The sequence below is a fragment of the Pseudomonas koreensis genome (assembly GCF_025447595.1).
Classification (GTDB): domain Bacteria; phylum Pseudomonadota; class Gammaproteobacteria; order Pseudomonadales; family Pseudomonadaceae; genus Aquipseudomonas; species Aquipseudomonas koreensis_H.
In genome coordinates, this window is sequence record NZ_JAOEJU010000006.1 from 204,716 (window position 1) to 227,432 (window position 22,717).

The 22,717-nt window shown below is 62.5% G+C and carries 22 protein-coding genes; 12 read left to right on the forward strand and 10 right to left on the reverse strand.

The window, feature by feature from the left end:
- Positions 1-8: 8 nt before the first annotated feature.
- From nusB to nrdR, 6 genes are all read right to left on the reverse strand, one after another.
- Positions 9-509, reverse strand: coding sequence for a transcription antitermination factor NusB (gene nusB, locus N8H71_RS10990; protein WP_262194002.1), 501 nt, complete (start codon positions 507-509; stop codon positions 9-11).
- Positions 506-982, reverse strand: coding sequence for a 6,7-dimethyl-8-ribityllumazine synthase (gene ribH, locus N8H71_RS10995; protein ID WP_003228649.1), 477 nt, complete (start codon positions 980-982; stop codon positions 506-508). Before ribH ends, nusB begins: the two co-directional genes overlap by 4 nt.
- A gap of 91 nt (positions 983-1,073) precedes the next feature.
- Entirely contained in the window at positions 1,074-2,165 is a 1,092-nt protein-coding gene (gene ribBA / locus N8H71_RS11000; protein ID WP_007955569.1) for a bifunctional 3,4-dihydroxy-2-butanone-4-phosphate synthase/GTP cyclohydrolase II, read from the reverse strand.
- Positions 2,166-2,181: 16 nt separating this feature from the next.
- Positions 2,182-2,844, reverse strand: coding sequence for a riboflavin synthase (locus N8H71_RS11005; RefSeq protein ID WP_007955571.1), 663 nt, complete (start codon positions 2,842-2,844; stop codon positions 2,182-2,184).
- A gap of 47 nt (positions 2,845-2,891) precedes the next feature.
- On the reverse strand, positions 2,892-4,025 hold the full coding sequence (gene ribD, locus N8H71_RS11010; protein ID WP_262194003.1) for a bifunctional diaminohydroxyphosphoribosylaminopyrimidine deaminase/5-amino-6-(5-phosphoribosylamino)uracil reductase RibD: 1,134 nt from the start codon (positions 4,023-4,025) through the stop codon (positions 2,892-2,894).
- Positions 4,022-4,486: a transcriptional regulator NrdR gene (gene nrdR / locus N8H71_RS11015; RefSeq protein WP_003228656.1), complete on the reverse strand. Its 465-nt coding sequence runs from the start codon at positions 4,484-4,486 to the stop codon at positions 4,022-4,024. Before nrdR ends, ribD begins: the two co-directional genes overlap by 4 nt.
- Before the next feature lie 128 nt (positions 4,487-4,614).
- Here nrdR and N8H71_RS11020 point away from each other — a divergent pair, with 128 nt between their 5' ends.
- Genes N8H71_RS11020 through trxA form a run of 3 tightly spaced genes read left to right on the forward strand, consistent with a single transcriptional unit; the run spans position 4,615 to position 6,644 of the window.
- Entirely contained in the window at positions 4,615-5,079 is a 465-nt protein-coding gene (locus N8H71_RS11020; RefSeq protein WP_262194005.1) for a YbaY family lipoprotein, read from the forward strand.
- Positions 5,076-5,732 carry a class I SAM-dependent methyltransferase gene (locus N8H71_RS11025; RefSeq protein WP_262194006.1) on the forward strand — a complete coding sequence of 219 codons (657 nt, stop codon included), beginning with the start codon at positions 5,076-5,078 and terminating at the stop codon, positions 5,730-5,732. The genes N8H71_RS11020 and N8H71_RS11025 overlap by 4 nt, the downstream gene beginning before the upstream one ends.
- 39 nt (positions 5,733-5,771) lie before the next feature.
- Positions 5,772-6,644, forward strand: a complete 873-nt coding sequence (trxA, locus tag N8H71_RS11030) for a thioredoxin (RefSeq protein WP_007955581.1) — start codon at positions 5,772-5,774, stop codon at positions 6,642-6,644.
- 4 nt (positions 6,645-6,648) lie between these two features.
- Here the strand turns inward: trxA and N8H71_RS11035 are convergent, their stop codons facing one another.
- A complete protein-coding gene (locus N8H71_RS11035) occupies positions 6,649-7,008 on the reverse strand; it encodes a hypothetical protein (RefSeq protein ID WP_262194007.1) in 360 nt (119 codons plus the stop codon).
- 197 nt (positions 7,009-7,205) lie between these two features.
- On the opposite strand from N8H71_RS11035, the gene N8H71_RS11040 reads away from it, so the two are divergent.
- From N8H71_RS11040 to N8H71_RS11070, 7 genes are all read left to right on the forward strand, one after another.
- Positions 7,206-7,718, forward strand: a complete 513-nt coding sequence (locus N8H71_RS11040; RefSeq protein ID WP_262194008.1) for a hypothetical protein — start codon at positions 7,206-7,208, stop codon at positions 7,716-7,718.
- Complete coding sequence (locus N8H71_RS11045; RefSeq protein WP_230733777.1) at positions 7,715-8,278, forward strand: hypothetical protein; 564 nt, start codon at positions 7,715-7,717, stop codon at positions 8,276-8,278. The genes N8H71_RS11040 and N8H71_RS11045 overlap by 4 nt, the downstream gene beginning before the upstream one ends.
- A gap of 157 nt (positions 8,279-8,435) precedes the next feature.
- Positions 8,436-9,029: a DUF2796 domain-containing protein gene (locus N8H71_RS11050; protein ID WP_262194009.1), complete on the forward strand. Its 594-nt coding sequence runs from the start codon at positions 8,436-8,438 to the stop codon at positions 9,027-9,029.
- 140 nt (positions 9,030-9,169) lie between these two features.
- Positions 9,170-9,880: an ABC transporter ATP-binding protein gene (locus N8H71_RS11055; RefSeq protein WP_262194010.1), complete on the forward strand. Its 711-nt coding sequence runs from the start codon at positions 9,170-9,172 to the stop codon at positions 9,878-9,880.
- A 1-nt stretch (position 9,881) separates the two neighbouring features.
- Complete coding sequence (locus N8H71_RS11060; RefSeq protein WP_262194011.1) at positions 9,882-11,147, forward strand: ABC transporter permease; 1,266 nt, start codon at positions 9,882-9,884, stop codon at positions 11,145-11,147.
- A gap of 11 nt (positions 11,148-11,158) precedes the next feature.
- Entirely contained in the window at positions 11,159-11,677 is a 519-nt protein-coding gene (locus N8H71_RS11065) for a DUF3299 domain-containing protein (protein ID WP_262194012.1), read from the forward strand.
- Between the two features lie 224 nt (positions 11,678-11,901).
- Positions 11,902-12,600 (forward strand): OmpW/AlkL family protein, encoded by a 699-nt coding sequence (locus N8H71_RS11070; RefSeq protein WP_262194013.1) that lies wholly within the window; start codon positions 11,902-11,904, stop codon positions 12,598-12,600.
- Positions 12,601-12,789: 189 nt separating this feature from the next.
- Here N8H71_RS11070 and N8H71_RS11075 read toward each other — a convergent pair whose 3' ends face one another.
- Both N8H71_RS11075 and N8H71_RS11080 read right to left on the reverse strand, forming a co-directional pair.
- Positions 12,790-13,719 (reverse strand): NAD-dependent epimerase/dehydratase family protein, encoded by a 930-nt coding sequence (locus N8H71_RS11075; protein WP_262194014.1) that lies wholly within the window; start codon positions 13,717-13,719, stop codon positions 12,790-12,792.
- Positions 13,712-14,596 (reverse strand): NAD(P)-dependent oxidoreductase, encoded by an 885-nt coding sequence (locus N8H71_RS11080; RefSeq protein WP_262194016.1) that lies wholly within the window; start codon positions 14,594-14,596, stop codon positions 13,712-13,714. Before N8H71_RS11080 ends, N8H71_RS11075 begins: the two co-directional genes overlap by 8 nt.
- A gap of 178 nt (positions 14,597-14,774) precedes the next feature.
- Here N8H71_RS11080 and N8H71_RS11085 point away from each other — a divergent pair, with 178 nt between their 5' ends.
- Positions 14,775-19,070, forward strand: coding sequence for a DEAD/DEAH box helicase (locus N8H71_RS11085; protein WP_262194017.1), 4,296 nt, complete (start codon positions 14,775-14,777; stop codon positions 19,068-19,070).
- A 138-nt stretch (positions 19,071-19,208) separates the two neighbouring features.
- On the opposite strand, the gene N8H71_RS11090 is transcribed toward N8H71_RS11085, so the two are convergent.
- On the reverse strand, positions 19,209-21,314 hold the full coding sequence (locus N8H71_RS11090; RefSeq protein WP_262194019.1) for a mechanosensitive ion channel family protein: 2,106 nt from the start codon (positions 21,312-21,314) through the stop codon (positions 19,209-19,211).
- A gap of 190 nt (positions 21,315-21,504) precedes the next feature.
- On the opposite strand from N8H71_RS11090, the gene N8H71_RS11095 reads away from it, so the two are divergent.
- Positions 21,505-22,716 carry an MFS transporter gene (locus N8H71_RS11095; protein ID WP_262194020.1) on the forward strand — a complete coding sequence of 404 codons (1,212 nt, stop codon included), beginning with the start codon at positions 21,505-21,507 and terminating at the stop codon, positions 22,714-22,716.
- Position 22,717 lies beyond the last annotated feature (1 nt).

Genomic DNA, 22,717 nt, shown 5'->3' on the forward strand with positions numbered 1-22,717 from the left:
AGCGCGGATCAGCGCTTGAACGCCTTTACTTCAGCTTCACGCAGGCGCGGAGCCAGCTTGTCGAGCACACCGTTGACGAACTTGTGGCCGTCGGTCGAACCGAACACTTTGGCCAGCTCGATACCTTCGTTGATCACAACGCGGTATGGCACGTCGACGCGCTTGAGCAGTTCCCAGGTGGACAGGCGCAGAACCGCCAGTTCAACCGGGTCCAGCTCTTCGATCGCCAGATCCAGGCAAGGCGTCAGTGCGTTGTCGATTTCGGTGCGGTTGGCCGGAACCCCGTGCAGGATTTCGCGGAAGTAAGCACCGTCGACATCGGTGAAATCGTTATCGACCCGAAATTGCGCTTCGATCTCGTTCAGCGAAGCCCGGGCCATGTGCCATTGATACAGGGCCTGAGTCGCGAGCTGACGGGCTTCGCGGCGCTTGGCACTTTTCGATGGCTTGCCGGCATCCGCAGGTTTCGGATCGCGCGGGTTGAAACGATCGCTTTCGTCGCTAATCACTTGGCCTCCAACTGCGCCAGCAGGCTGACCATTTCCAGAGCGGACAGGGCAGCTTCAGCACCTTTGTTGCCGGCCTTGGTGCCGGAACGTTCGATGGCTTGCTCGATGGAATCAACGGTCAGGACGCCGAAAGCGACCGGTACGCCGAATTCCATGGACACCTGGGCCAGGCCCTTGGTGCACTCGCCAGCCACGTATTCGAAGTGCGGAGTACCGCCACGAATGACCGCGCCCAGGGCGATGATTGCTGCGAATTCACCTTTCTGGGCGACTTTCTGCGCAACCAGCGGGATTTCGAAGGCGCCAGGTGCGCGGATGATGGTGATGTCGCTTTCGCTCACGCCGTGGCGAACCAGGGCATCAACTGCACCGCTGACCAGGCTTTCAACCACGAAGCTGTTGAAGCGGCCCACTACCAAAGCGTAGCGGCCTTTAGGGGCGATGAAGGTACCTTCGATGGTCTTCAGGGTCATTCGTCAGATCTCTTAAAGAGCCGGGACGCGTCTGTTTCGCGTCCCTCAGTGATTTATTTGCCGCGAATTCGGAGCCGGAAACAACCGGTCATTATTCGGAGGGCACGTATTCTACAACTTCCAGATCGAAACCGGATATCGCATTGAACTTCATCGGCGCGCTCATCAAACGCATTTTGCGCACGCCGAGGTCACGCAGGATCTGCGAACCGGCACCGACGATGCTGTAGGTGGTCGGTTTTTTCACCGCCGCCTGATCGCCGGTTTCACGGATGTGCGCCAGCAACACGTCGCCATCCAGTGGGTGACCGAGCAGCAACACCACACCGCTACCGGCCTCGGCAACCGCAGCCATGGCGGCGCGCAGGCTCCAGCGGCCCGGTTGCTTGACCATCAGCAGGTCGCGCAGCGGGTCCATGTTGTGCACGCGAACCAAGGTCGGTTCTTCGGCGCAAACGGTGCCCAGGGTCAGTGCCATGTGCACGTCGCCTTCCACGGAATCACGATAGGTCACCAGGTTGAATTGGCCCAGTTCGCTATCCAGTGGCTGCTCGGCAATCCGCTGAACGGTACGTTCGTGGATCATCCGGTAGTGAATCAGGTCGGCGATGGTGCCGATCTTGATGTCGTGTTCAGCCGCAAAAGCTTCCAGCTCGGCGCGACGGGACATGGTGCCGTCGTCGTTCATCACTTCGCAGATCACGCCGCTCGGCTCAAAACCCGCCATGCGCGCCAGGTCGCAGGCAGCTTCGGTGTGACCGGCGCGAGCCAGGGTGCCACCGGCCTGGGCCATCAGCGGGAAGATGTGGCCCGGGCTGACGATGTCTTCGGCTTTCGCGTCTTTCGCTGCGGCCGCTTGCACGGTGCGTGCGCGGTCAGCGGCGGAGATGCCGGTGGTCACGCCTTCGGCGGCTTCGATCGAGACGGTGAACTTGGTGCCGAAACCGGAACCGTTGCGTGGCGCCATCAGCGGCAGTTTCAGGGTTTCGCAGCGCTCGCGGCTCATCGGCATGCAGATCAGGCCACGGGCGTGCTTGGCCATGAAGTTGATGTGCTCGGCCTTGCAGCATTCGGCGGCCATGATCAGGTCGCCTTCGTTCTCGCGGTCTTCGTCATCCATGAGGATGACCATCTTGCCTTGGCGGATGTCTTCAACCAGTTCTTCGATGCTATTGAGCGCCACAAGGCACCCCCTTCAGTCAGGATTTGAGGTAGCCGTTGGCGGCCAGAAAGCTTTCAGTGATGCCACCGGACGTTGGCTCTGCAGCCTTGTCGCCCAACAGCAGACGCTCCAGATAACGCGCCAGCAAGTCGACTTCCAGGTTCACCCGGCGACCTGGCTTGTAGGACGCCATGATGGTTTCGCTCAGGGTGTGCGGAATGATCGTCAGCAGGAATTCGGCGCCATCGACCGCGTTCACGGTCAGGCTGGTGCCGTCGACGGTGATCGAGCCTTTGTGGGCGATGTACTTGGCCAGTTCCTTCGGCGCGCGGATGCGAAATTCCACGGCGCGGGCATTGTCGCTGCGCGAAACCACTTCGCCGACACCGTCGACGTGGCCGCTGACCAGATGGCCACCGAGACGAGTGGTCGGGGTCAGGGCTTTTTCCAGATTGACCGGGCTACCGCTTTTCAGGTCATTCATGGCGGTGCAGTCGAGGGTTTCACGACTGACGTCGGCGGCGAAGCCGTTGCCCGGCAGTTCAACCGCGGTCAGGCACACGCCGTTGACCGCGATGCTGTCGCCGAGTTTGACGTCGCTCAGGTCGAGCTTGCCGGTTTCGACATGCACCCGCACATCACCGCCCTTTGGGGTCAGTGCGCGGATACTGCCGATGGATTCGATGATGCCGGTAAACATGGGGTTCTCCTTGAGAACGAAGCCAGCGCTAACGCGATGGCCGGGAATTATACGCTCGCCGATGAGACAGGGATTGCAGTGACTCGCCAGTCATCGCCAACCGCGCGAATTTCAGTGATTTTCAGCTCCGGCGCATCCTTCATATAGGCTAGCGGCCAGTCCAGAAGCGGGCGCGCCGTGGAGCCGAGGAACTTGCCGGCGATGAAGATCACGAACTCGTCGACCAGACCGAGCTGGGCAAACGCGCCGGCCAGTCGCGGGCCGGCCTCGACTAGCACTTCGTTGACGCCACGGTTGGCCAGTTCGATCAGCAATTGGTGCAAATCGACCTGACCGTCATCGCCCGGCACGATCAGGCATTCCGGACCGTGGGCGTACTGTTCTTCGATGGCCACGCAGGTGGCGACCAGTGCCGGGCCGGCCTTGAAGAACGGCGCATCCAGCGGCACCCGCAGACGCCCGTCGATCAGCACCCGCAGGGGCGGACGGCTCAGGGCCAGCGCGGTTTGTTCGGCATCCAGTCCCAGCTCGTCACCGCGAACGGTCAGGCGTGCACCATCGGCCAGCACCGTGTCGGCGCCGGTCAGCACCACGCTGGCCTGAGCGCGCAGACGCTGCACCGCCGAACGCGCGGCAGGGCCGGTGATCCATTGACTCTCGCCGCTTTCCATCGCCGTGCGACCGTCGAGGCTCATGGCCAACTTCACCCGCACAAACGGCAAGCCGTGTTCCATGCGCTTCAGAAAACCTTGATTGAGCTTGCGCGCCTCAGCTTCCAGTACGCCGCTTTCGGTGGCGATGCCGGCATCGGCCAGACGCTGCAGACCACGCCCGGCGACTTGTGGATTCGGATCACGCATCGCCGCAACCACCCGGCCAACACCGGCATTCACCAGTGCATCGGCGCACGGCGGCGTGCGGCCGTGGTGGCTGCAAGGTTCGAGGGTCACGTAAGCCGTGGCGCCCCGGGCCAGCTCACCGGCGGCGCGCAGGGCGTGGACTTCGGCATGGGGTTCGCCGGCGCGTTCATGCCAGCCTTCGCCGACAATCTGCCCGTCGCGCACGATCACGCAGCCGACCCGTGGATTGGGATGAGTCGTGTAGTGCCCCTTGCGCGCCAGCTCCAGAGCCCGGGCCATGAAGTGGGCGTCGAGGATGGCCTGCTCGGCGGGGGTGGTCATTCTTTCACCGGTTCGCGGGCGAGGCGGTCGATCTCTTCGCGGAACTCGTTGAGGTCCTGAAAGCGGCGATACACGGAAGCGAAACGGATGTAGGCGACTTCATCGAGCTTTTGCAGCTCGGCCATCACCAGTTCGCCGACCACGAGGGATTTGACCTCGCGCTCGCCAGTGGCGCGCAGCTTGTGTTTGATATGGACCAGCGAGGATTCGAGGCGCTCGACGCTCACCGGACGTTTCTCCAGGGCGCGTTGCATCCCGGCGCGGAGTTTTTCTTCGTCGAACGGTTGGCGGCTGCCGTCGGTTTTGATCAGGCGCGGCAACACCAGTTCGGCCGTCTCGAACGTCGTGAAACGTTCGCCGCAGGCCAGGCATTCACGCCGGCGGCGCACCTGTTCGCCCTCGGCGACCAGACGCGAGTCGATGACCTTGGTGTCGTTGGCACCGCAGAAGGGACAGTGCATGGTGGCTGGCAACAAAAAAAGGGAGGGCCATGGTAGCGCATCCCGGTGGCAAGACAAGCCATAGGCTTTGCGGTATACAGACTGCCATGATCGATTGATCCATGGATTTCATTTTGCTGGAGCCGCCAATGTCCCTACGACCGCTCGTTTTGCTCAGTATTTTCAGCCTGCTGGTGGCCTGTGGCAGCGACGCGCCCAAGCCTCAGCCACCCACGCCGGGCCCGGCGCCGCAACAGGCGCAGAAAAAAGCCCGGGAAGCCGCCGAACTCGGCCCGCTGCCGGCGTATCAGCGCGAACTGAGCGGCACCCTGCAAGGCGTACCGGCCGGCGCCGAAGTCGAACTGGCACTGCTGGTGATCGACGAAAAGGATCGCCCGCAACAATTGCTCGCCAGTTCCAGCCTGATCGGCAACAACCAGATTCTGCCATTCCATTTGCGCTTCAACCCCGACGCTTTCCCCGTCGGCGCACGGGTTGAATTGCGCGGCCGCGCCAGCCAGTCCGGCCAGTTGATCCTGCACCTGCCGTCGCAGACCATCACTCAGCCGACCACCCAGGCGCTGGGCCAGCTGCAATTTGTCAAAGCCCCATGAATGCACCGTTAGACCTGCAACAGTCGCTGGGCGAATTGCTCGGCGACGCCCGACTGAAAGCCTGTGCGTTGCCGGACACCGATTTGCAGCTGTGGCTGATCGACGGCGACAACATGGCCCGCGAATTCAGCCAGGAAGAAACCCAACGAATCCTGCACGAGCCGCCCTACTGGAGTTTCTGCTGGGCCAGCGGTCTGGCGGTGGCGCGTTATCTGGCGGAGTTTCCCCAGTGGGTCCGAGGCAAGCGAGTGCTGGATTTCGGCGCCGGTTCCGGGATCGCCGGCATCGCGGCGGTGAAGGCCGGGGCGCTGGAAGTGGTGGCCTGCGACCTCGACCCGCTGGCGATTGCCGCCTGTCGGGCGAACGCCGAGCTCAATAATGTGCAGATGAGCTATTCCACGGATTTCTTCGCCGAGGCCGATCGCTTTGATCTGATCCTGGTGGCCGACGTTCTCTATGACCGGGAAAACCTGCCGCTGCTCGACGCCTTCCTGAGCCGTGGCCGCGAAGCGCTGGTGGCGGATTCGCGGGTACGGGATTTCCGTCATCCGTTGTACCGGCGCATCGAAATGCTTGAAGCCATGACCCTGCCGGATCTGGCCGAGCCCGAAGAGTTTCGCCATGTCAGCCTCTACCATGCGGCCCGCGCCTGACCGTATAGTTGCCCCATTCACGCTTTTACGAGATTCCCCATGAGTCAGCAAACGCCGTACATCTTCGACGCCACGACGGCCGACTTCGACCAGTCGGTGATCGAGGCTTCCTTTCAAAAACCGGTGCTGGTGGATTTCTGGGCCGAATGGTGTGCGCCGTGCAAGGCGCTGATGCCGATGCTGCAAGGGATCGCCGAGAGCTATCAGGGCGAGTTGCTGCTGGCCAAGGTCAATTGCGATATCGAGCAGGACATCGTCGCCCGCTTCGGCATCCGCAGCCTGCCGACTGTGGTGCTGTTCAAGGACGGTCAACCGGTGGACGGTTTTGCCGGTGCGCAACCGGAATCCGCCGTGCGCGCCCTGCTTGAACCGCATGTGCAGATGCCGGCGCCGTCCGCCGCCGATCCGTTCGAACAGGCTCAGGCGCTGTTCGACGAAGGACGTTACGCCGACGCTGAAGCGACGCTGGTTACGCTGCTGGGCGAAGACAACACCAACGCCAAAGCGCTGATCCTCTACGCTCGCTGTCTGACCGAACGCGGTGAGCTGGGCGAAGCGCAAACCGTGCTCGACGCGGTCAAGAGCGACGAGCACAAGGCTGCACTGGCCGGTGCCAAGGCGCAGATCAAGTTCCTCGGTCTGGCCCGTGACCTGCCGGATGCCGCCGACCTGAAAAGCCGTCTGGCGCAGAACCCGCAGGACGATGAAGCGGTGTATCAACTGGCGATCCAGCAACTGGCCCGTCAGCAATACGAAGCGGCGCTGGACGCACTGCTCAAGCTGTTCATCCGCAACCGCAGCTACGGCGAAGGCCTGCCGCACAAGACCTTGCTGCAAGTGTTCGAACTGCTGGGCAACGATCACCCGCTGGTGACCGCCTACCGGCGCAAGGTGTTTGCGGCGCTGTACTAAGCGCTTACTCGATCCAGCTGTAGAGCGGCGTATCCCCGCCGCTCAGCACTTTCACATCGGCCGAATGACGCAGGCGCACCAACAGGCGCTTGCCCGCCACTGCGCTACCGGTTAGTCCTTCGAGCTGATCCAGCAATTCCGGCCCGCTGAGTTGTCCGGCCTTGCGCAGCAAATCCCTGGCGACCTGCCACAACGCGTCATCCTGATTCACCGGTTTCGCCACAGGCGCCGCCGCTGCTGCTTGCGGCTGAGTCGCCTGCACTTGCACGCCGAACTGCGCACCGAGCCGCGCCCAGTCGCGTTCATCCAGTTCCAGGGTCAAATCCACCGGCAATTCGCCGACGGTTCCGCGTATCCGCAACATAAGCTTCGCTCCCGCACATTTCTGACCTGCATGCTCCCATGGGACTTGTGTAACGCCAAGTGTCAGGAGCTTGCGACACTTGCCTAACCGGCTACATTTCTTCTTTTTTTCATGGGAAGGAACCCCATGTCTTCAGGAAGAAAACTGGCGTCGAAGGGAGGGATGAAACCCGCACCGTAAAGGTAGTCATCCAGGACATGCCGCGCCGCATACTGATGGAGGCACTATCACACCGAGGTTCGACTGAATGGGCCGGCAACAAAGTCAAACATTCTTTACCGCATCCAACGCTTAAGAAAAGCGTGGAGTTCAGGGCGGAATCAAACAAGTGCAATGTGTTCGTCTATGACGTATTGACTGCCATCGGTGTCAACGTGGCAATGATCGAACATGGCTCTTCAAAATACATCCCGGGCTATTCCAAAGTGAGCCCGCCAACCGCTGGGGAATGGGCAGATGAGACCCGGCTGCTCAATAGCTGGAACGCAGAGAAATCACCCCTGCCCGGAGACGTTGGTGCGTATGCTGTCAATTACTCTGATGCCAGCGGTCACGTCGGATTTGTTCTGACTCAGGGTGTCTGCATTTCAGCAGGCTGGGACAAAATCGAAGTCAACGACGCAGGTTTTCGAATCGCATCGGGCAATGCTGCTCGCGGTGACCATGACTTCACAATCTTCCGACGTTACAAGTACAGCAAACCACAATGAAACGACTCTGGATAATCCTGGCTGCTTCACTCCTGCTCGTTGTGGCATGGCGCTTTTGGTCGCCTTCCGACCTTTCAGCCTGCACCTCCGAAGGCGCAACGCCAGGGCCGTTGACCGCCACCGTTCACAATTACTTTGAAAGTAATAGACGTATCGGATGGCGGGATATGGATGACCGCTTCGACATACTTTCTACTCCCGAAGGCCAAAAAATTGCCGGCCAACCAAAGCCGTACGCCTGTGAAGCGTTACAGATACTGCAGAATCCCGCGTTCAGTGAAAGTGAAAAAATCTTCACTACGGCGTTGATGTTCCAGTTGCCGATCAGTCAGTACATGGGCTTCATGGATCGCAGCCATCAACTCTACTCAGAGCACAGAATAGATCCGGAGGTCATGAAGGTGGTGCTACTTCCGCGCGGCACGGCGATCAACTACTGGTGGCTTCCAGCCTGGCGCCAGCGCTTCACTCGCGATGCTCCGAATCTGCTCGACGAAAGCCTGATCCGCCATGTGCTAACGGGAGGCTACTGGTTCGACTATCCCGGCGCCGGATTCTGATTCAACAATCGTGACACTCAATCTACGTACCGCTCCGGGAACATCCCGGACGGTGCTCAGTCATGCCTTGCGCAAAGCGTTTCAGGCGGGCAAACTCTGCGCACTTTCGTTATAAGATTACATAACAAACTCTTCACTTTACTTCCCGGAGACCGCCATGCGTCGTCTGCTGCTCGCTTTGCCGTTTGCCCTGTTGCCGCTGGCCGTCGCCCATGCTGCCGATGAGCATGACCACGACCATGAGCACGGCAGTCTCGGTGCCCACGAACATGGCGTCGGACGCCTGAACGCCGCCCTCGACGGCCAGACCCTGGAACTGGAGCTGGAAAGCCCGGCGATGAACCTCGTGGGTTTTGAACACGTCGCCACCAGCGATGCCGACAAGGCCAAGGTCGCAGCCGCGCGTGCGCAGCTCGAAAAACCGCTGGCGCTGTTCAGCCTGCCAGCCGCCGCCGGTTGCAAGGTCACCAGCCAGGAACTGGAAAGCCCGCTGTTCGGCGACAAGCCGGATGCCGACGATCACGACGAAGAGGAAGCCGGCAAGGACGGTCACGAGCATCATCACGACCACAGCGAAATCCACGCCCACTACCAGTTCAGCTGTGCGGCGCCGGGTGCGTTGAAAACCCTGGATCTGGCGAACCTGTTCAATACCTTCCCGGCCACCCAGAAAATTCAGGTACAACTGATCAGCCCGAGCGGCCAGCAAGGCACGGAAGTGACGGCCAAGGCCGCCGCTCTGAAATTTTAAATTCACCGAAATCCCCCTGTGGGAGCGAGCCTGCTCGCGAATGCAATCGGTCCGTCGATATCGATGTTGACTGATCCAGCGCTTTCGCGAGCAGGCTCGCTCCCACACAGGGTTTTGTGTCAAACAACGAAAACGGCGCCATGACCCAAGCACTCATCGAACTGTCCGACCTGGGCTTCAACTGGCCCGGTCACCCTGCGCTGCTGGACATCCCCGCGTTTCGTCTGGAAGCCGGCGAAACCCTGTTCCTCAAGGGCCCCAGCGGCAGCGGCAAGACCACCCTGCTCGGCCTGCTCGGCGGGGTGCAGAAACCCGGTCGCGGCAGCATTCGCCTGCTCGGCCAGGAGCTGACCGAACTGGGTGCCGGCGCCCGTGATCGCTTTCGCGTCGATCACACCGGCTACATTTTCCAGCAGTTCAACCTGCTGCCGTTTCTCTCGGTGCGCGAGAACGTCGAGCTGCCGTGCCACTTTTCAAAACTGCGTGCCGAGCGTGCGAAACAACGTCACGGCAGTGTCGATCAGGCCGCCGCCACCCTGCTCGCCCACCTGGGCTTGAAGGACGAAAGCATCCTGAGTCGCCGCGCCGATTCGCTGTCGATCGGTCAGCAACAGCGGGTCGCCGCAGCGCGCGCATTGATCGGTCAGCCGGAACTGGTGATCGCCGACGAACCGACCTCGGCACTGGATTACGACGCCCGGGAAAACTTCATTCGCCTGCTGTTCGCCGAATGCCGCGAAGCCGGCTCGAGCCTGTTGTTCGTCAGCCATGACCAGAGCCTGGCGCCGCTGTTCGACCGTCACCTGTCCCTGGCCGAACTCAATCGCGCCGCCACGTCTGCCGAGGTCTGAGATGTATCTGTTCCGTCTGGCCATGGCCAGCCTCGCCAACCGGCGTTTCACCGCTTTGCTCACAGCATTCGCCATCGCGCTTTCCGTCTGCCTGCTGCTGGCGGTGGAGCGGGTGCGCACTGAAGCCAAGGCCAGTTTCGCCAGCACCATCAGCGGCACCGACCTGATCGTCGGCGCCCGTTCCGGTTCGGTGAACCTGTTGCTGTACTCGGTGTTCCGCATCGGCAACGCCACCAACAACATCCGCTGGGACAGTTTCGAACACTTCGCCAGCAACCCGAAAGTGAAGTGGGCGATCCCGATGTCCCTCGGTGACTCCCATCGCGGATACCGGGTGATGGGCACCACCGAAGCCTATTTCGAGCATTACCAGTACGGTCGTCAGCAGCATCTCGAACTGGCCGACGGCCGCGCCTTCGCCACCGATCCGTTCGAAGTGGTGCTCGGTGCCGAAGTGGCCGAGGCGCTGCATTACACGCTCGGCGACAAACTGGTCCTGGCCCACGGCGTGGCGGCGATCAGTCTGGTCAAGCACGATGACAAACCGTTCACCGTGGTCGGTATTCTCAAGCGTACCGGCACACCCGTGGACCGCACGCTGCACATCAGCCTCGGCGGCATGGAGGCGATCCACATCGACTGGCACAACGGCGTGCCGGCCCGTGGCAACGGACGGATCAGCGCCGATCAGGCGCGCAACATGGACCTGACGCCGCAAGCGATCACCGCGTTCATGCTCGGCCTTAACAGCAAGATTTCGACCTTCGCCCTGCAACGGGAGATCAATGAATTCCGTGGTGAGCCAATGCTGGCGATCCTGCCGGGCGTGGCCTTGCAGGAGTTGTGGAGCCTGATGAGCACCGCCGAAAAAGCGTTGTTCGTGGTCTCGCTGTTCGTGGTGCTGACCGGGTTGATCGGCATGCTCACGGCAATTCTCACCAGCCTCAACGAACGTCGCCGCGAGATGGCGATCCTGCGTTCAGTGGGCGCACGCCCGTGGCATATCGCGAGCCTGCTGGTGCTGGAAGCGTTCGCTCTGGCGCTGACCGGGGTGATCGCCGGGCTGGCGTTGCTGTACCTCGGCATCGCGGCTGCTCAGGGTTATGTGCAGGCCAATTACGGGCTGTATCTGCCGCTGGCGTGGCCAAGCGAGTATGAATGGACGCTGCTCGGTGGCATTCTGGCTGCCGCGCTGCTGATGGGCAGCGTGCCGGCCTGGCGCGCGTATCGCCAATCCCTGGCCGATGGCCTGTCGATCCGTTTATGAGGATGTTCACCATGCCCCGCGCCGTGCTTGCGCTGCTGTTGCTGGTCGCCCTGCCCGTGTGGGCGGCGGCGCCGAAGGACCTGACCTGGTCGGAGATGATCCCGCCGGACGCGGCGCCGGAAGTGCCGAACATGACGCCGCTGCATGACCTGTCGAAGATGAGCGATGCGCTGTCCGCCGAGTCCGCGCCGGCGGCCAAACAGGACATGCCCAACGCCCCCGTGGTGCAAAGTCTCGACGGCCAGAACATTCGCCTGCCGGGCTACATCGTGCCGCTGGAAGTCAGCGAAGAAGGTCGCACCACGGACTTCCTGCTAGTGCCGTACTTCGGCGCCTGCATCCACGTGCCGCCACCGCCGTCGAACCAGATCGTGCATGTGAAAAGCGAACTCGGCGTGAAGCTCGACGAGCTGTATCAGCCGTACTGGGTGGAGGGGCCGTTGCAGGTCAAGCAGTCCAGCAGCGAACTGGCCGACGCCGGGTATCAGATGGAAGCGGACAAGATTTATGTGTACGAGCTGCCGGAGTAAGTCCGGTAATTCTGTACTGTTTGGCCCATTGTCTTCGCGAGCAAGCTCGCTCCCACAGTTGACCGAGCTATAAATGTGGGAGCGAGCTTGCTCGCGAAGGGGGTCGGCAAAGGTTCCACAAATAAACCCGCCATCACTGTTTCATTGAGCTGAGTCAAAAGACCGTATCAGACGGATTCGTACCATAGGACATCAAACATTTTTAACGTCCTTTGGGAGCTTCCATGAACAAGTCTTTGCTCAGCGCCTCGCTGTTTGCCCTCGCGCTCGCAGCCCCGCTCGCCCACGCCCATGAAGCCGGCGACATCATCGTTCGTGCCGGTGCGGTCACCGTCAACCCGAAGGCCGACAGCTCCAGCGTCAAGGTCGATCAGGGTCCGTTGAGCGGCACCAACCTGGGCGGCAAGGCGACCATGAGCAGCGACACCCAACTGGGTCTGAACTTCGCCTACATGCTGACCAACAACATCGGTATCGAGCTGCTGGCCGCGTCCCCGTTCGAACATGACGTGAAGCTCAAGGGCACTGCCCTGCCGGCCGCCAACGGCAAGCTCGGCACCCTGAAACACCTGCCGCCGACCCTGAGCGTCGTCTACTACCCGCTGGACGCCAAATCGGCCTTCCAGCCGTACATCGGCGGCGGCATCAACTACACCTGGATCTACGACGAGCACGTCGGCAGCGAAGCCCAGTCCAACGGCTTCAGCAACTTCAAGGCGAAAAACTCCTGGGGCCTGGCCTGGCAGGTCGGCGCCGACTACATGCTGACCGACAACATCATGCTCAACGCCCAGGTGCGCTACATCGACATCGATACCCGCGCCACCGTCGAGAACAACGCCGTGGCTCCAGGCACTCGCGCAAAAGTGAATGTGGATGTCGATCCATTTGTGTACATGGTCGGTCTGGGCTACAAGTTCTAAGCAGCAATCAAAGAACGTTCACGTGGTGGTGAATGAGGCTTGGTGGCGGGCAGGCTCAGAACTGACGGCGATGTTACGCCATCGACCGGGGAGCAAGCTCCCTCGCTACAGGAAACCGGTTTGAAATCCGAATTCCGGCCGTGAAAAAGGCGCCTGTCAAAAGGCGCCTTTTTCATGTCTGCGAAAAGCTCAGCGGCCGAGCAAACGGGCCAGGCCGACGTTCATCGGTGTTGGCGTCGGGCACTTGAATCGCTCAAGCAACCGGCGGTTGTTCGCCCGCGAATGGCGAATGTCACCGGAGCGCGCCGGGCCGTAGCTGACGGGCGGCAATTCGCCGACCACCGCTTCGAGCGCGGTCAGCATCTGCTTCAGATTGGTCGCCTGATTCCAGCCGACGTTCACCGCACCGACGTCCACTTGCGGCTTTTCGATCGCCTGCACCAGCACATCGACCAGGTCTTCGACGTACATGAAATCCCGCGTCTGCTCGCCATCGCCGAACACGGTGATCGGCAGGCCTTTCTGCGCGCGTTCGCTGAAGATGCTGATCACCCCGGAGTACGGCGAGGACGGATCCTGGCGCGGGCCGAAGATGTTGAAGAAACGGAAGATCGCCGGTTCCAGGCCGTGCTGGCGGCGGTAGAAATCGAAATACTGCTCGCCGGCCAGTTTGTCCGACGCATAAGGCGTCAACGGTGCCTTGGGCGTGTCTTCGTCAATCGACTCGCCTTCGCCATTGTTGCCGTAGACGGCTGCGCTGGAGGCGTACAGCACACGCTTCACGCCGGCCTCGCGCATGGCTTCGCAGACGTTCAGCGTGCCGATGAAATTGCTTTGGTGAGTCTTTACCGGATCGTCCACCGACGCCTGCACCGATGCCACGGCGGCCAAGTGCGCGACCGCGCTGCAACCCTGCATCGCCTGCGCGACCAGAGCGGCATCCGCCACATCGCCGACGATCAGTTCGACCCTGGGATTATCCAGCGGCAGATTGCTGCGCTTGCCGGTCGACAGATCATCGAGGATCCGCACCGAATGGCCCTTGGCAAGCAGCGCGTCAGTCAGGTGCGAGCCGATGAAACCGGCGCCGCCGGTGATGAGAACAGGGCCTTCAGCCATGACGATAAAACCTATCCAGTAAGCCCGGGAGCGCGGCACGCCAGGCGCGCGGCTTGATCCCGAAAGTGTGCAGAATTTTCTTGCAGGCGAGCACCGCGTGTTGCGGTTCTTCGGCGGCATCCGGCCGCGCGGCGTGGGCCTGGGCGGTCGGGGCCTCGATCGCCAGCGGGTGCAGGCTGCGCGCTTCGGTGAGAATCGCCTGGCCCAGCGCCAGCGGCGTGGTCGCCTCGTGGCCGGCGTAGTGGTAAGTGCCCCACAGTGGCGCGGCGCAATCGAGTTGTTTGAGCACCGAGATGATCACCCGCGCCGCATCGTCGACCGGGGTCGGATTGCCACGGCGGTCATCGGCCAGCAGCAGTTCTTCCGGTTGTTCGGCGCGTGCCAGGAAGCGCCCGAGGGTGCCTTCCGGGCTGTCGTCGAGCAGCCAGCCAAAGCGCAACAGCACGTGTTGCGGGCAGGTGGCGCGTACGCTCTGCTCGATCCGCCACAGGGCCTGACCGCGCAGGCCCAACGGCACTGGCTCGTCCTTTTCGCTGTAGGCGGTGGCGCGGGAACCGTCGAACACCCGATAACTGGACGGCTGCACCAGCACGATGTTGTGGTGCTGGCACAGTTCGGCCAGTCGCTCGATGGCGCGTTCCTGCCCGGCCAGACGGCTTTCACTGACGGCCTCGGCCTGGAACCAGTCGAAATAGTAGGCAAGGTTGATCAATGCATCGGGACGGGTGTCGTCGAGCAATTGGGTCAGGCTCGCGGCATCCCAGCCGTCTTCGGGCGGGCGGGGGGCGAGGAAACCGATGTCTTCCTCTGCACCGAGGCGAATCAGCGCCTGCCCAAGGGCATTTCCGCCGCCCAGTAACATAAGGCGCATTCGCATAGAGTCAGCAGGCCCAGTCTGATTGGAACGATGGCTTTGGCGACGATGCTCGTGGCAGCGTCGTCGATAATTGCCGGAATCGTTGCATTTTGCGGGTTTAGTGCGCAACCGTCACCCGTAAAGTGTAGATCCCGAGCGGTACTTGCAACTTCGCCCGCCCACCCGCATAACTGAAGCCATGAATCTGCCCCTCCCCAAGGACGCGGCCCTGGCAGGCTTCCACCCCGCCGTCAGCGCCTGGTTCAGCAGCACATTCCCGACGGTGACCGCCGCCCAGGCCCGCGCATGGCCGTTGATCCGCCAGCGCCGTTCGACGCTGATCGCCGCGCCCACCGGCTCCGGCAAGACCCTCACCGCGTTCCTCGCCGTACTCGACGATCTGGTCCACCGTGGCCTGGAAACCCCGGACGGTCTGCCGGACGAAACCCTGGTGGTCTACGTTTCGCCGCTCAAGGCGCTGTCCAACGACATCCGCATCAACCTGCAGAATCCGCTGGCCGGGATTACCGAGCAGTTACGCCAAATGGATCTGCCGGCGCTGGAAATCACCACCGCCGTGCGCACTGGCGACACCCCGCAGAAAGACCGCGCCGCCATGCGCAAAAGCGCGCCGCACATTCTGGTGACTACTCCGGAATCGCTCTACGTGCTGCTCGGCTCCGAGTCCGGCCGAAAAATGCTCGGTAGCACGCGCACGGTGATCGTCGACGAGATCCACGCCATCGCCGCCGGCAAACGCGGCAGTCACCTGGCCTTGAGCCTCGAACGCTTGCAGGCGTTGTGTCCTGAACCACTGACCCGCATCGGCTTGTCGGCCACGCAAAAACCGATCGATGCGGTCGCGCGGTTCCTGGTCGGGCATGAGCGCCCGTGCGAAATCATCGACATCGGCCATGCCCGCCCACGGGATCTGGGTATCGAAGTGCCGTCGGTGCCATTGTCAGCAGTGATGGCCAATGACGTCTGGGAACTGGTTTATGACCGCCTCGCCGCACTGGCCCGTGAACACCGCACCACGCTGATTTTCGTCAACACCCGACGTCTGGCCGAACGCCTGAGTCGACACCTGAGCGAACGCCTTGGTAAACATGCCGTGGCCGCGCACCACGGCAGTCTGGCCAAGGAGTTTCGCCTCGACGCCGAGCAGCGGCTCAAGCGCGGCGAGCTACAAGTGCTGATCGCCACCGCGTCGCTGGAACTGGGGATCGACATCGGCGAAGTCGACCTGGTGTGCCAGATCGCCTCGCCGCGTTCGATTGCCGGGTTTCTGCAACGGGTCGGCCGCTCCGGACACCAGGTCGGCGGCACGCCCAAGGGGCGCCTGTTCGCCACCACCCGCGACGATTTGATCGAATGCGCCGCGCTGCTCGACTGCGTGCGCCGGGGCGAACTCGACACCCTGCACATCCCCGAAGCGCCGCTGGATGTGCTGGCGCAGCAAATCATCGCCGAGGTCAGTTGCCAGGAATGGGCCGAGGACGCCTTGCTCGCGCTGTTCCGCCGGGCCGAGCCCTATGCGCGCCTCGACGAAAAACATTATCAGGCGCTGCTGGCGATGCTCGCCGAGGGCTACAACGGCCGCCAGGGCATCCGCAGCGCCTACCTGCACCGCGACGCCGTGAGCCGAACCCTGCGCGGACGACGCGGCGCCCGGCTGACCGCCGTCACCAGCGGCGGCACCATCCCCGACAACGCCGACTACAGCGTATTGCTCGAACCCCAGGGCCTGAACATCGGCAGCGTCAACGAAGACTTCGCCGTGGAAAGCATTGCCGGCGACGTGTTCCAGCTCGGCAACGCCTCCTATCGCATCTTGCGGGTGGAAACCGGCAAGGTGCGGGTCGAGGACGCTCAGGGCCAGCCGCCGACCATTCCGTTCTGGCTCGGCGAAGCACCGGGACGCAGCGACGAATTGTCGGCGGCCGTGGCGCGCCTGCACGCGCAACTCGATCAATTGCTCAGCGCCAGCCCCGGTGATTTGCAACCGGTCCTCGACTGGCTGACCGACACCCTCGGCCTGAACCTGGCCAGCGCCGAGCAACTGGTGGATTACCTGGCCCGCGCCCGCCTCGCGCTCGGTGCGTTGCCGTCCCGGGACACGCTGCTGATGGAGCGGTTTTTCGACGAGTCCGGCGGCACCCAGCTGATCATCCATTCGCCGTTCGGCAGCCGCATCAACCGCGCCTGGGGCCTGGCCCTGCGCAAGCGTTTCTGCCGCACCTTCAACTTCGAATTGCAGGCCGCCGCCAGCGAAGACGCGATCGTGCTGTCACTGTCCACCAGCCACAGTTTCGAACTCGACGAGGTCTGGCGTTACCTGCACAGCAACAGCGCCGAGCACATCCTGATTCAAGCCGTGCTGGATGCGCCGCTGTTCGGCGTACGCTGGCGCTGGAATGCCGGGGTGGCGCTGGCCCTGCCGCGCTACACCGGCGGGCGCAAGGTCGCGCCGCAATTGCAGCGGATGAAAAGCGAAGACCTGATCGCCAGCGTGTTTCCCGATCAGATCGCCTGCCTGGAAAACCTCGCGGGCGAACGGGAAATTCCCGAGCACCCGCTGGTGGAGCAGACCCTCGACGACTGCCTGCATGAAGCGATGGACAGTGAAGGCTGGCTTGAACTCCTGCGGCGCATGGAGCGCGGCGAAGTGCGTCTGATCGCCCGTGACCTTCCGGCCCCTTCGCCGCTGGCGGCGGAAATCCTCAGCGCCCGGCCCTACACCTTTCTCGACGACGCGCCGCTGGAAGAGCGTCGCACCCAAGCCGTGCTCAACCGCCGCTGGAGCGATCCGCAATCCACCGATGACCTCGGCGCGCTGGACGCCGATGCGATCGACGCCGTGCGCGAAGAAGCGTGGCCGACGCCGAACAACGCCGATGAAATGCACGAAGCGCTGATGAGCCTGGCCTGCATCAGCGACCGTGAAGTCGAGGCCAATCCGCAGTGGCGCGATTGGCTGAATGCTCTGGCCGAGACCGGGCGAGCCTGCCGGTTGCAGATCGAGCCCGAGCATTCACTGTGGCTGGCGAGAGAGCGCCTGACCTGTCTGCAAGCGCTTTACCCACAGGCGCAGTCGGCACTGCCCCCGTTGCCCGGTTTCGACGAAACATGGGCAGCCGATGACGCACTGATCGAAGTGATCCGCGCGCGGCTCGGCGCATTCGGCCCGCTGCCGCTGGCGGCGATTGCCGAACCACTGGCCTTGATGCCGGCCTCTGTTCATCAAGCCCTCGCTCATCTGGAGCGCGAAGGTTATGTACTGCGCGGCCAGTTCACGCCGGGATCGACCGTTGAAGAGTGGTGCGAACGCCATCTGCTGGCGCGCATTCACCGCTACACGGTCAAGCGTCTGCGCCGGGAAATCGAGCCGGTGGCGTTGCAGGATTTCATGCGGTTTCTGTTCGACTGGCAGCATTTATCCGCGTCAACCCGTGGTCAGGGCAGCGCCGTGTTGCCGGCGATTGTCGGTCAATTCGAAGGTTATCCGGCTGCCGCTTCGGCCTGGGACAGCGACCTCCTTCCCGCGCGGCTCAAGGACTATTCACCGAGTTGGCTGGACGATCTGTGCCGCAGCGGCAAGCTGGTATGGACGCGCCTCAGCGCCCGGCAAAACATCAGCGGCACGGCGTTGCGCAGCACACCGATCGTGTTGCTGCCGCGCACTCAGGTCGGCTTGTGGAGTGCACTGGCCGAACAGACGCCGCTCAGCGAACTGTCGCCCAAGACCCGCAAGGTTTTCGACGCACTGAGCCAGCACGGCGCGCTGTTTTTCGATGAGCTGACTCATGAAGCGCACCTGCTGCGCACCGAGCTGGAAATCGCCTTGCAGGAACTGGTCGGCGCAGGCCTGGTGAATGCCGACAGCTTTGCCGGATTGCGGGCGCTGATCACCCCGGCGAGCAAGCGCCAGCAACGCAGCAGTCGACGCGGGCGCGGGGCGTTTGTCGGAGGCATGGACGATGCCGGACGCTGGGCGTTATTGCGTCGCGGGGCGGTTGTGGAAAACCGTCAAACAGCGTCGCCCGAAACCCTCGAACACGTCGCCATGACCTTGTTGCGCCGCTATGGCGTGGTGTTCTGGCGTCTACTGGAACGCGAATCCGACTGGCTGCCGAGCTGGCGTGAACTGCTGCGCACGTTCCATCGACTGGAGGCCCGGGGCGAGATTCGTGGCGGGCGGTTTGTCAGCGGTCTGGCGGGTGAACAATTCGCCCTGCCCGAGGCGATTCCGCTGTTGCGCGAAGTCCGCCGTCGGCCTCACGACGGCAGCCTGATCGCGGTGTGTGGCGTCGACCCACTGAACCTCGCCGGCACCTTGTTGCCGGGGGCGAAAGTGCCGGCGCTGGCGAGCAATCGGCTGGTGTATCGCGACGGCTTGCCGGTGGCGGCCGAGGTCGCGGGCAAACAACAATTCTGGGTGGAGCTGGATCAGGTTTCCATGGAGCAGGTGCGCAGCAAACTGATCCGGCATTGATGTAAACCGGTCTGGCCTCTTCGCGGGCAAGCCCGCTCCCACAGGGTTCTGTGTGATACCGAAATAGCAGCCGCACCACAAATCACTGTGGGAGCGGGCTTGCCCGCGAAGGGGCCGGCACATGCACCACAAGACCTCCTATTGAGTCGGCGATTGCTCCGGCAACATCACCGACGAATGCGCCGACGCCACCTCTTCTTCCTGGCGCTTGGGCAACAAAACCTGCTGTGGATAAGTTTGCGCGAAATGCACCCACGGGCTGTTATCCACAAGCTTTTTCAGACGCTGGTTGAACGCGCGACTCACCGCATATTGTCCGCCCGACACGGTGCGGAATTGCGCGGTCAGCACCACGCCGTTCAGGTCCATTTTATCGACGCCAAACACATCCAGCGGCCCTTGCAGGTTGTACTTGAGGAACGGGTCTTCGCGAATCGAATCCCCCGCCTCGCGGATCAGCTCGATAGCCTTGTCGACATCGGTGTCGTAGGTGAACTGCACCGAGAAAAACGCGAACGCAAACTGCCGTGATTGGTTGGTCACAGCCTTGATCTGGCCGAACGGCACCGAGTGCACGAAGCCCTTGCCATCGCGCAGGCGCAGGGTGCGAATGGTCAGGCCTTCGACCGTGCCGGCATGCCCGGAATCGAGCACCACCCAATCGCCGATCGACAGGGTGTCTTCGATGATGATGAACAGCCCGGTAATAACGTCCTGCACCAGTTGCTGCGAGCCGAAACCGATGGCCAGGCCGACCACCCCGGCACCGGCCAGCAGCGGTGCGACGTTGATCCCGAGATTGGCCATGGTGGTGATCGCGCAGATCACCACCAGGATGATTTTGATCGCGTTGCGCAGCAGCGGCAGGATGGTTTTCACCCGGGTACTGGGCTGGCGCGCCGAGCGTTTGCTGACCGGTGGCTTCAGCGCCTCCTGAATCGCCGTGTCGAGCACCACCCACAACAGCCATGTCACGAGGAAGATCAACCCGATGCTGCTCAGGGCATTGCTGATCGCCCGGCCGACCGTGCTGCTTTGCGCGAAGTCGAGCAGCGACACGCCCCAGATCCGCCCGAGAATGTCGATGAACGCAATCGCGATGACGATCCGCAGCAACGCGTGCAACAGGCTGAGAAAGCGTTCCTTATAGGCACTGCTGCGCTGGATCGCCTCGGCCTTGCGCGACTTGAACAGGTGTTGCAGCACGGTGCTGAGAAACACCGTGCCGATCAGCAGCACGGTGGTGAAAAGCGCACAGCGCAGGGCTTTCTGGTTGTCCTCGCCGATGCCGATCAGATTGACCGCCGAGACCAACACCATCAGTACGATCGGCCAGTACCAGAGCCCGGAAAAAATCCGCAGCGACTCCTGCAACGACGGCTGTTTCAGGCGCTGGGCCAGAGAGCGATTGCGGATCAGGTGCGCCACGGGCCGACGCAGGCGAATCACCAGCAGACCGAAGATGATCGAGGCGAGCAGACCGGTGAACACCGCGATGCTGCTGGTGATGTTGCCGCCCAGTTGCCGGGCGATCTGCGGGCTGGTCAGGGCATCACTGAGGGCGGCGAGAAAACCGATCAGGAACAGCGGTTTCGGGCAGTAGTCGCGAATGATCTGTACGGCGCGGCGCTTGTGGCCAACGTTGAACATCACCACCACGCACAACAGCATCGACGTAGAAAATATCCCGCTGCTGGTGGCGTAGGCAAAACACAGCGCCAGCGCCCGACCGACCGAAGCCGACAGAAAATGGCTGACGTACAGGGTTAGCGGCAGGCAGATCAGCGCGGGCAGCGTGTAGGGCAACAGGTAACCGAGCAGGTCCTGACTGCGTTGGCGGGTGCTGGGCAAGCGCCCTTCCCGCAGACGCTTGCCCAGCACGCTGCCGAGCACCGTCAACACGGCAAACGTGCCCAGCCACACGCCGGAGAGCATCAGAAAATCCCCCGCCACGCTCCAGCCGGAACGGTTCGAGGGTTGGTTGACCAGCCTGTCGACTTCATCCGCCGCCCGGTCGGCGCGCAGGCGCCAGGCGTCGACCAGATGCTCGTTGAGATCGAGTTTGTCCTGCACGTCGTCGATGCTGGAACTGATGGCGCCGAGCAGTCCGCCCTGCACGATCGGTTCCGGTTTGGCCGGCTCTGCACTGGCCGCCGGAATGCCCGGCAGGCTGGCGGCTTGCACTGCATTGCCGCCCAACAACAGCAATGCCCCCAATAGAATCGCGATCCTGAACCTGGTCAAAACGCAGAGCTCCCTTGGTTGAACCTGTAAGGAACTGATCGGTTTTGGCTAGGCAAAGTTCAAGAACGCCTTGAGAGCCGCTTTTTGATCTTTGCGCCCAGATCAAATATCAAATGCCCATCCCTGTATTTTTCCACCCCCACCAAACCCCGACACTGCGCTCCATTCAATCCCCTACCGGAGTGCCGTGATGCCCATTGCCCTGCTCGCGCTGACCCTCAGCGCTTTCGCCATCGGGACGACCGAGTTCGTCATCGTTGGCCTGCTTCCCACCATCGGCGCCGATCTCGGCGTCAGCCTTCCGTCTGCCGGTCTGCTGGTCAGTCTGTATGCCCTGGGCGTCGCCATCGGTGCGCCGGTACTGACCGCCCTCACCGGCAAAGTCCCGCGCAAACTGTTGCTGCTGTCACTGATGGTGCTGTTCACCCTTGGCAACCTGCTGGCCTGGCTGGCGCCGAGTTATGAATCGCTGGTGCTGGCGCGGATCGTCACGGGTCTGGCCCACGGCGTGTTCTTCTCCATCGGCTCGACCATCGCCACCAGCCTGGTGCCCAAGGAAAAAGCCGCCAGTGCGATCGCGATCATGTTCACCGGCCTGACCGTGGCACTGGTCACCGGCGTGCCGCTGGGCACGTTCATCGGTCAGCATTTCGGCTGGCGTGAAACCTTCCTCGCGGTGTCGGCACTCGGCGTGATCGCGTTCATCGGCAGCTTGCTGTATGTGCCGAACAACATTGCCCACAGCAAACCGGCGTCGTTGTTGCAGCAATTGCAGGTACTCAAGCAGCCGCGCCTGCTGCTGGTGTACGCCATGACGGCCATCGGTTACGGCGGCTCGTTCATCGCCTTCACGTTCCTGGCGCCGATCCTTCAGGACATCTCCGGTTTCAGCGCCAGCACCGTCAGCCTGGTGCTGCTGGTGTATGGCGTGTCGGTCGCGGTCGGCAACATCTGGGGCGGCAAACTGGCGGACAAACGCGGGCCGATCAGCGCGCTGAAAATCATCTTCGCCCTGCTCGCCGCCGTGCTGTTCGTGCTCACCTTCACCGCCGGCAACACGTGGCTGGCGCTGGCCACCGTGCTGGTCTGGGGCGCAGTCGCCTTCGGCAACGTGCCGGGCTTGCAGGTGTATGTGGTGCGTCAGGCTGAACATCACACACCGCACGCCGTGGATGTGGCATCGGGCCTGAACATTGCCGCGTTCAACCTCGGGATTGCCGGCGGTGCGTGGGGTGGTGGATTGATCGTCGAGCACATCGGCCTGATCCATACCGCGTGGATCGGCGGCCTGGTGGTGCTGGTGGCGCTGGCCCTGACTGCCTGGAGCGGTCGCCTCGACCGCCTTGGCCCGGTGTACGCCGAACCCGCTGAAGGTTCGACCCGGATCGTCACCGGGCACTGAT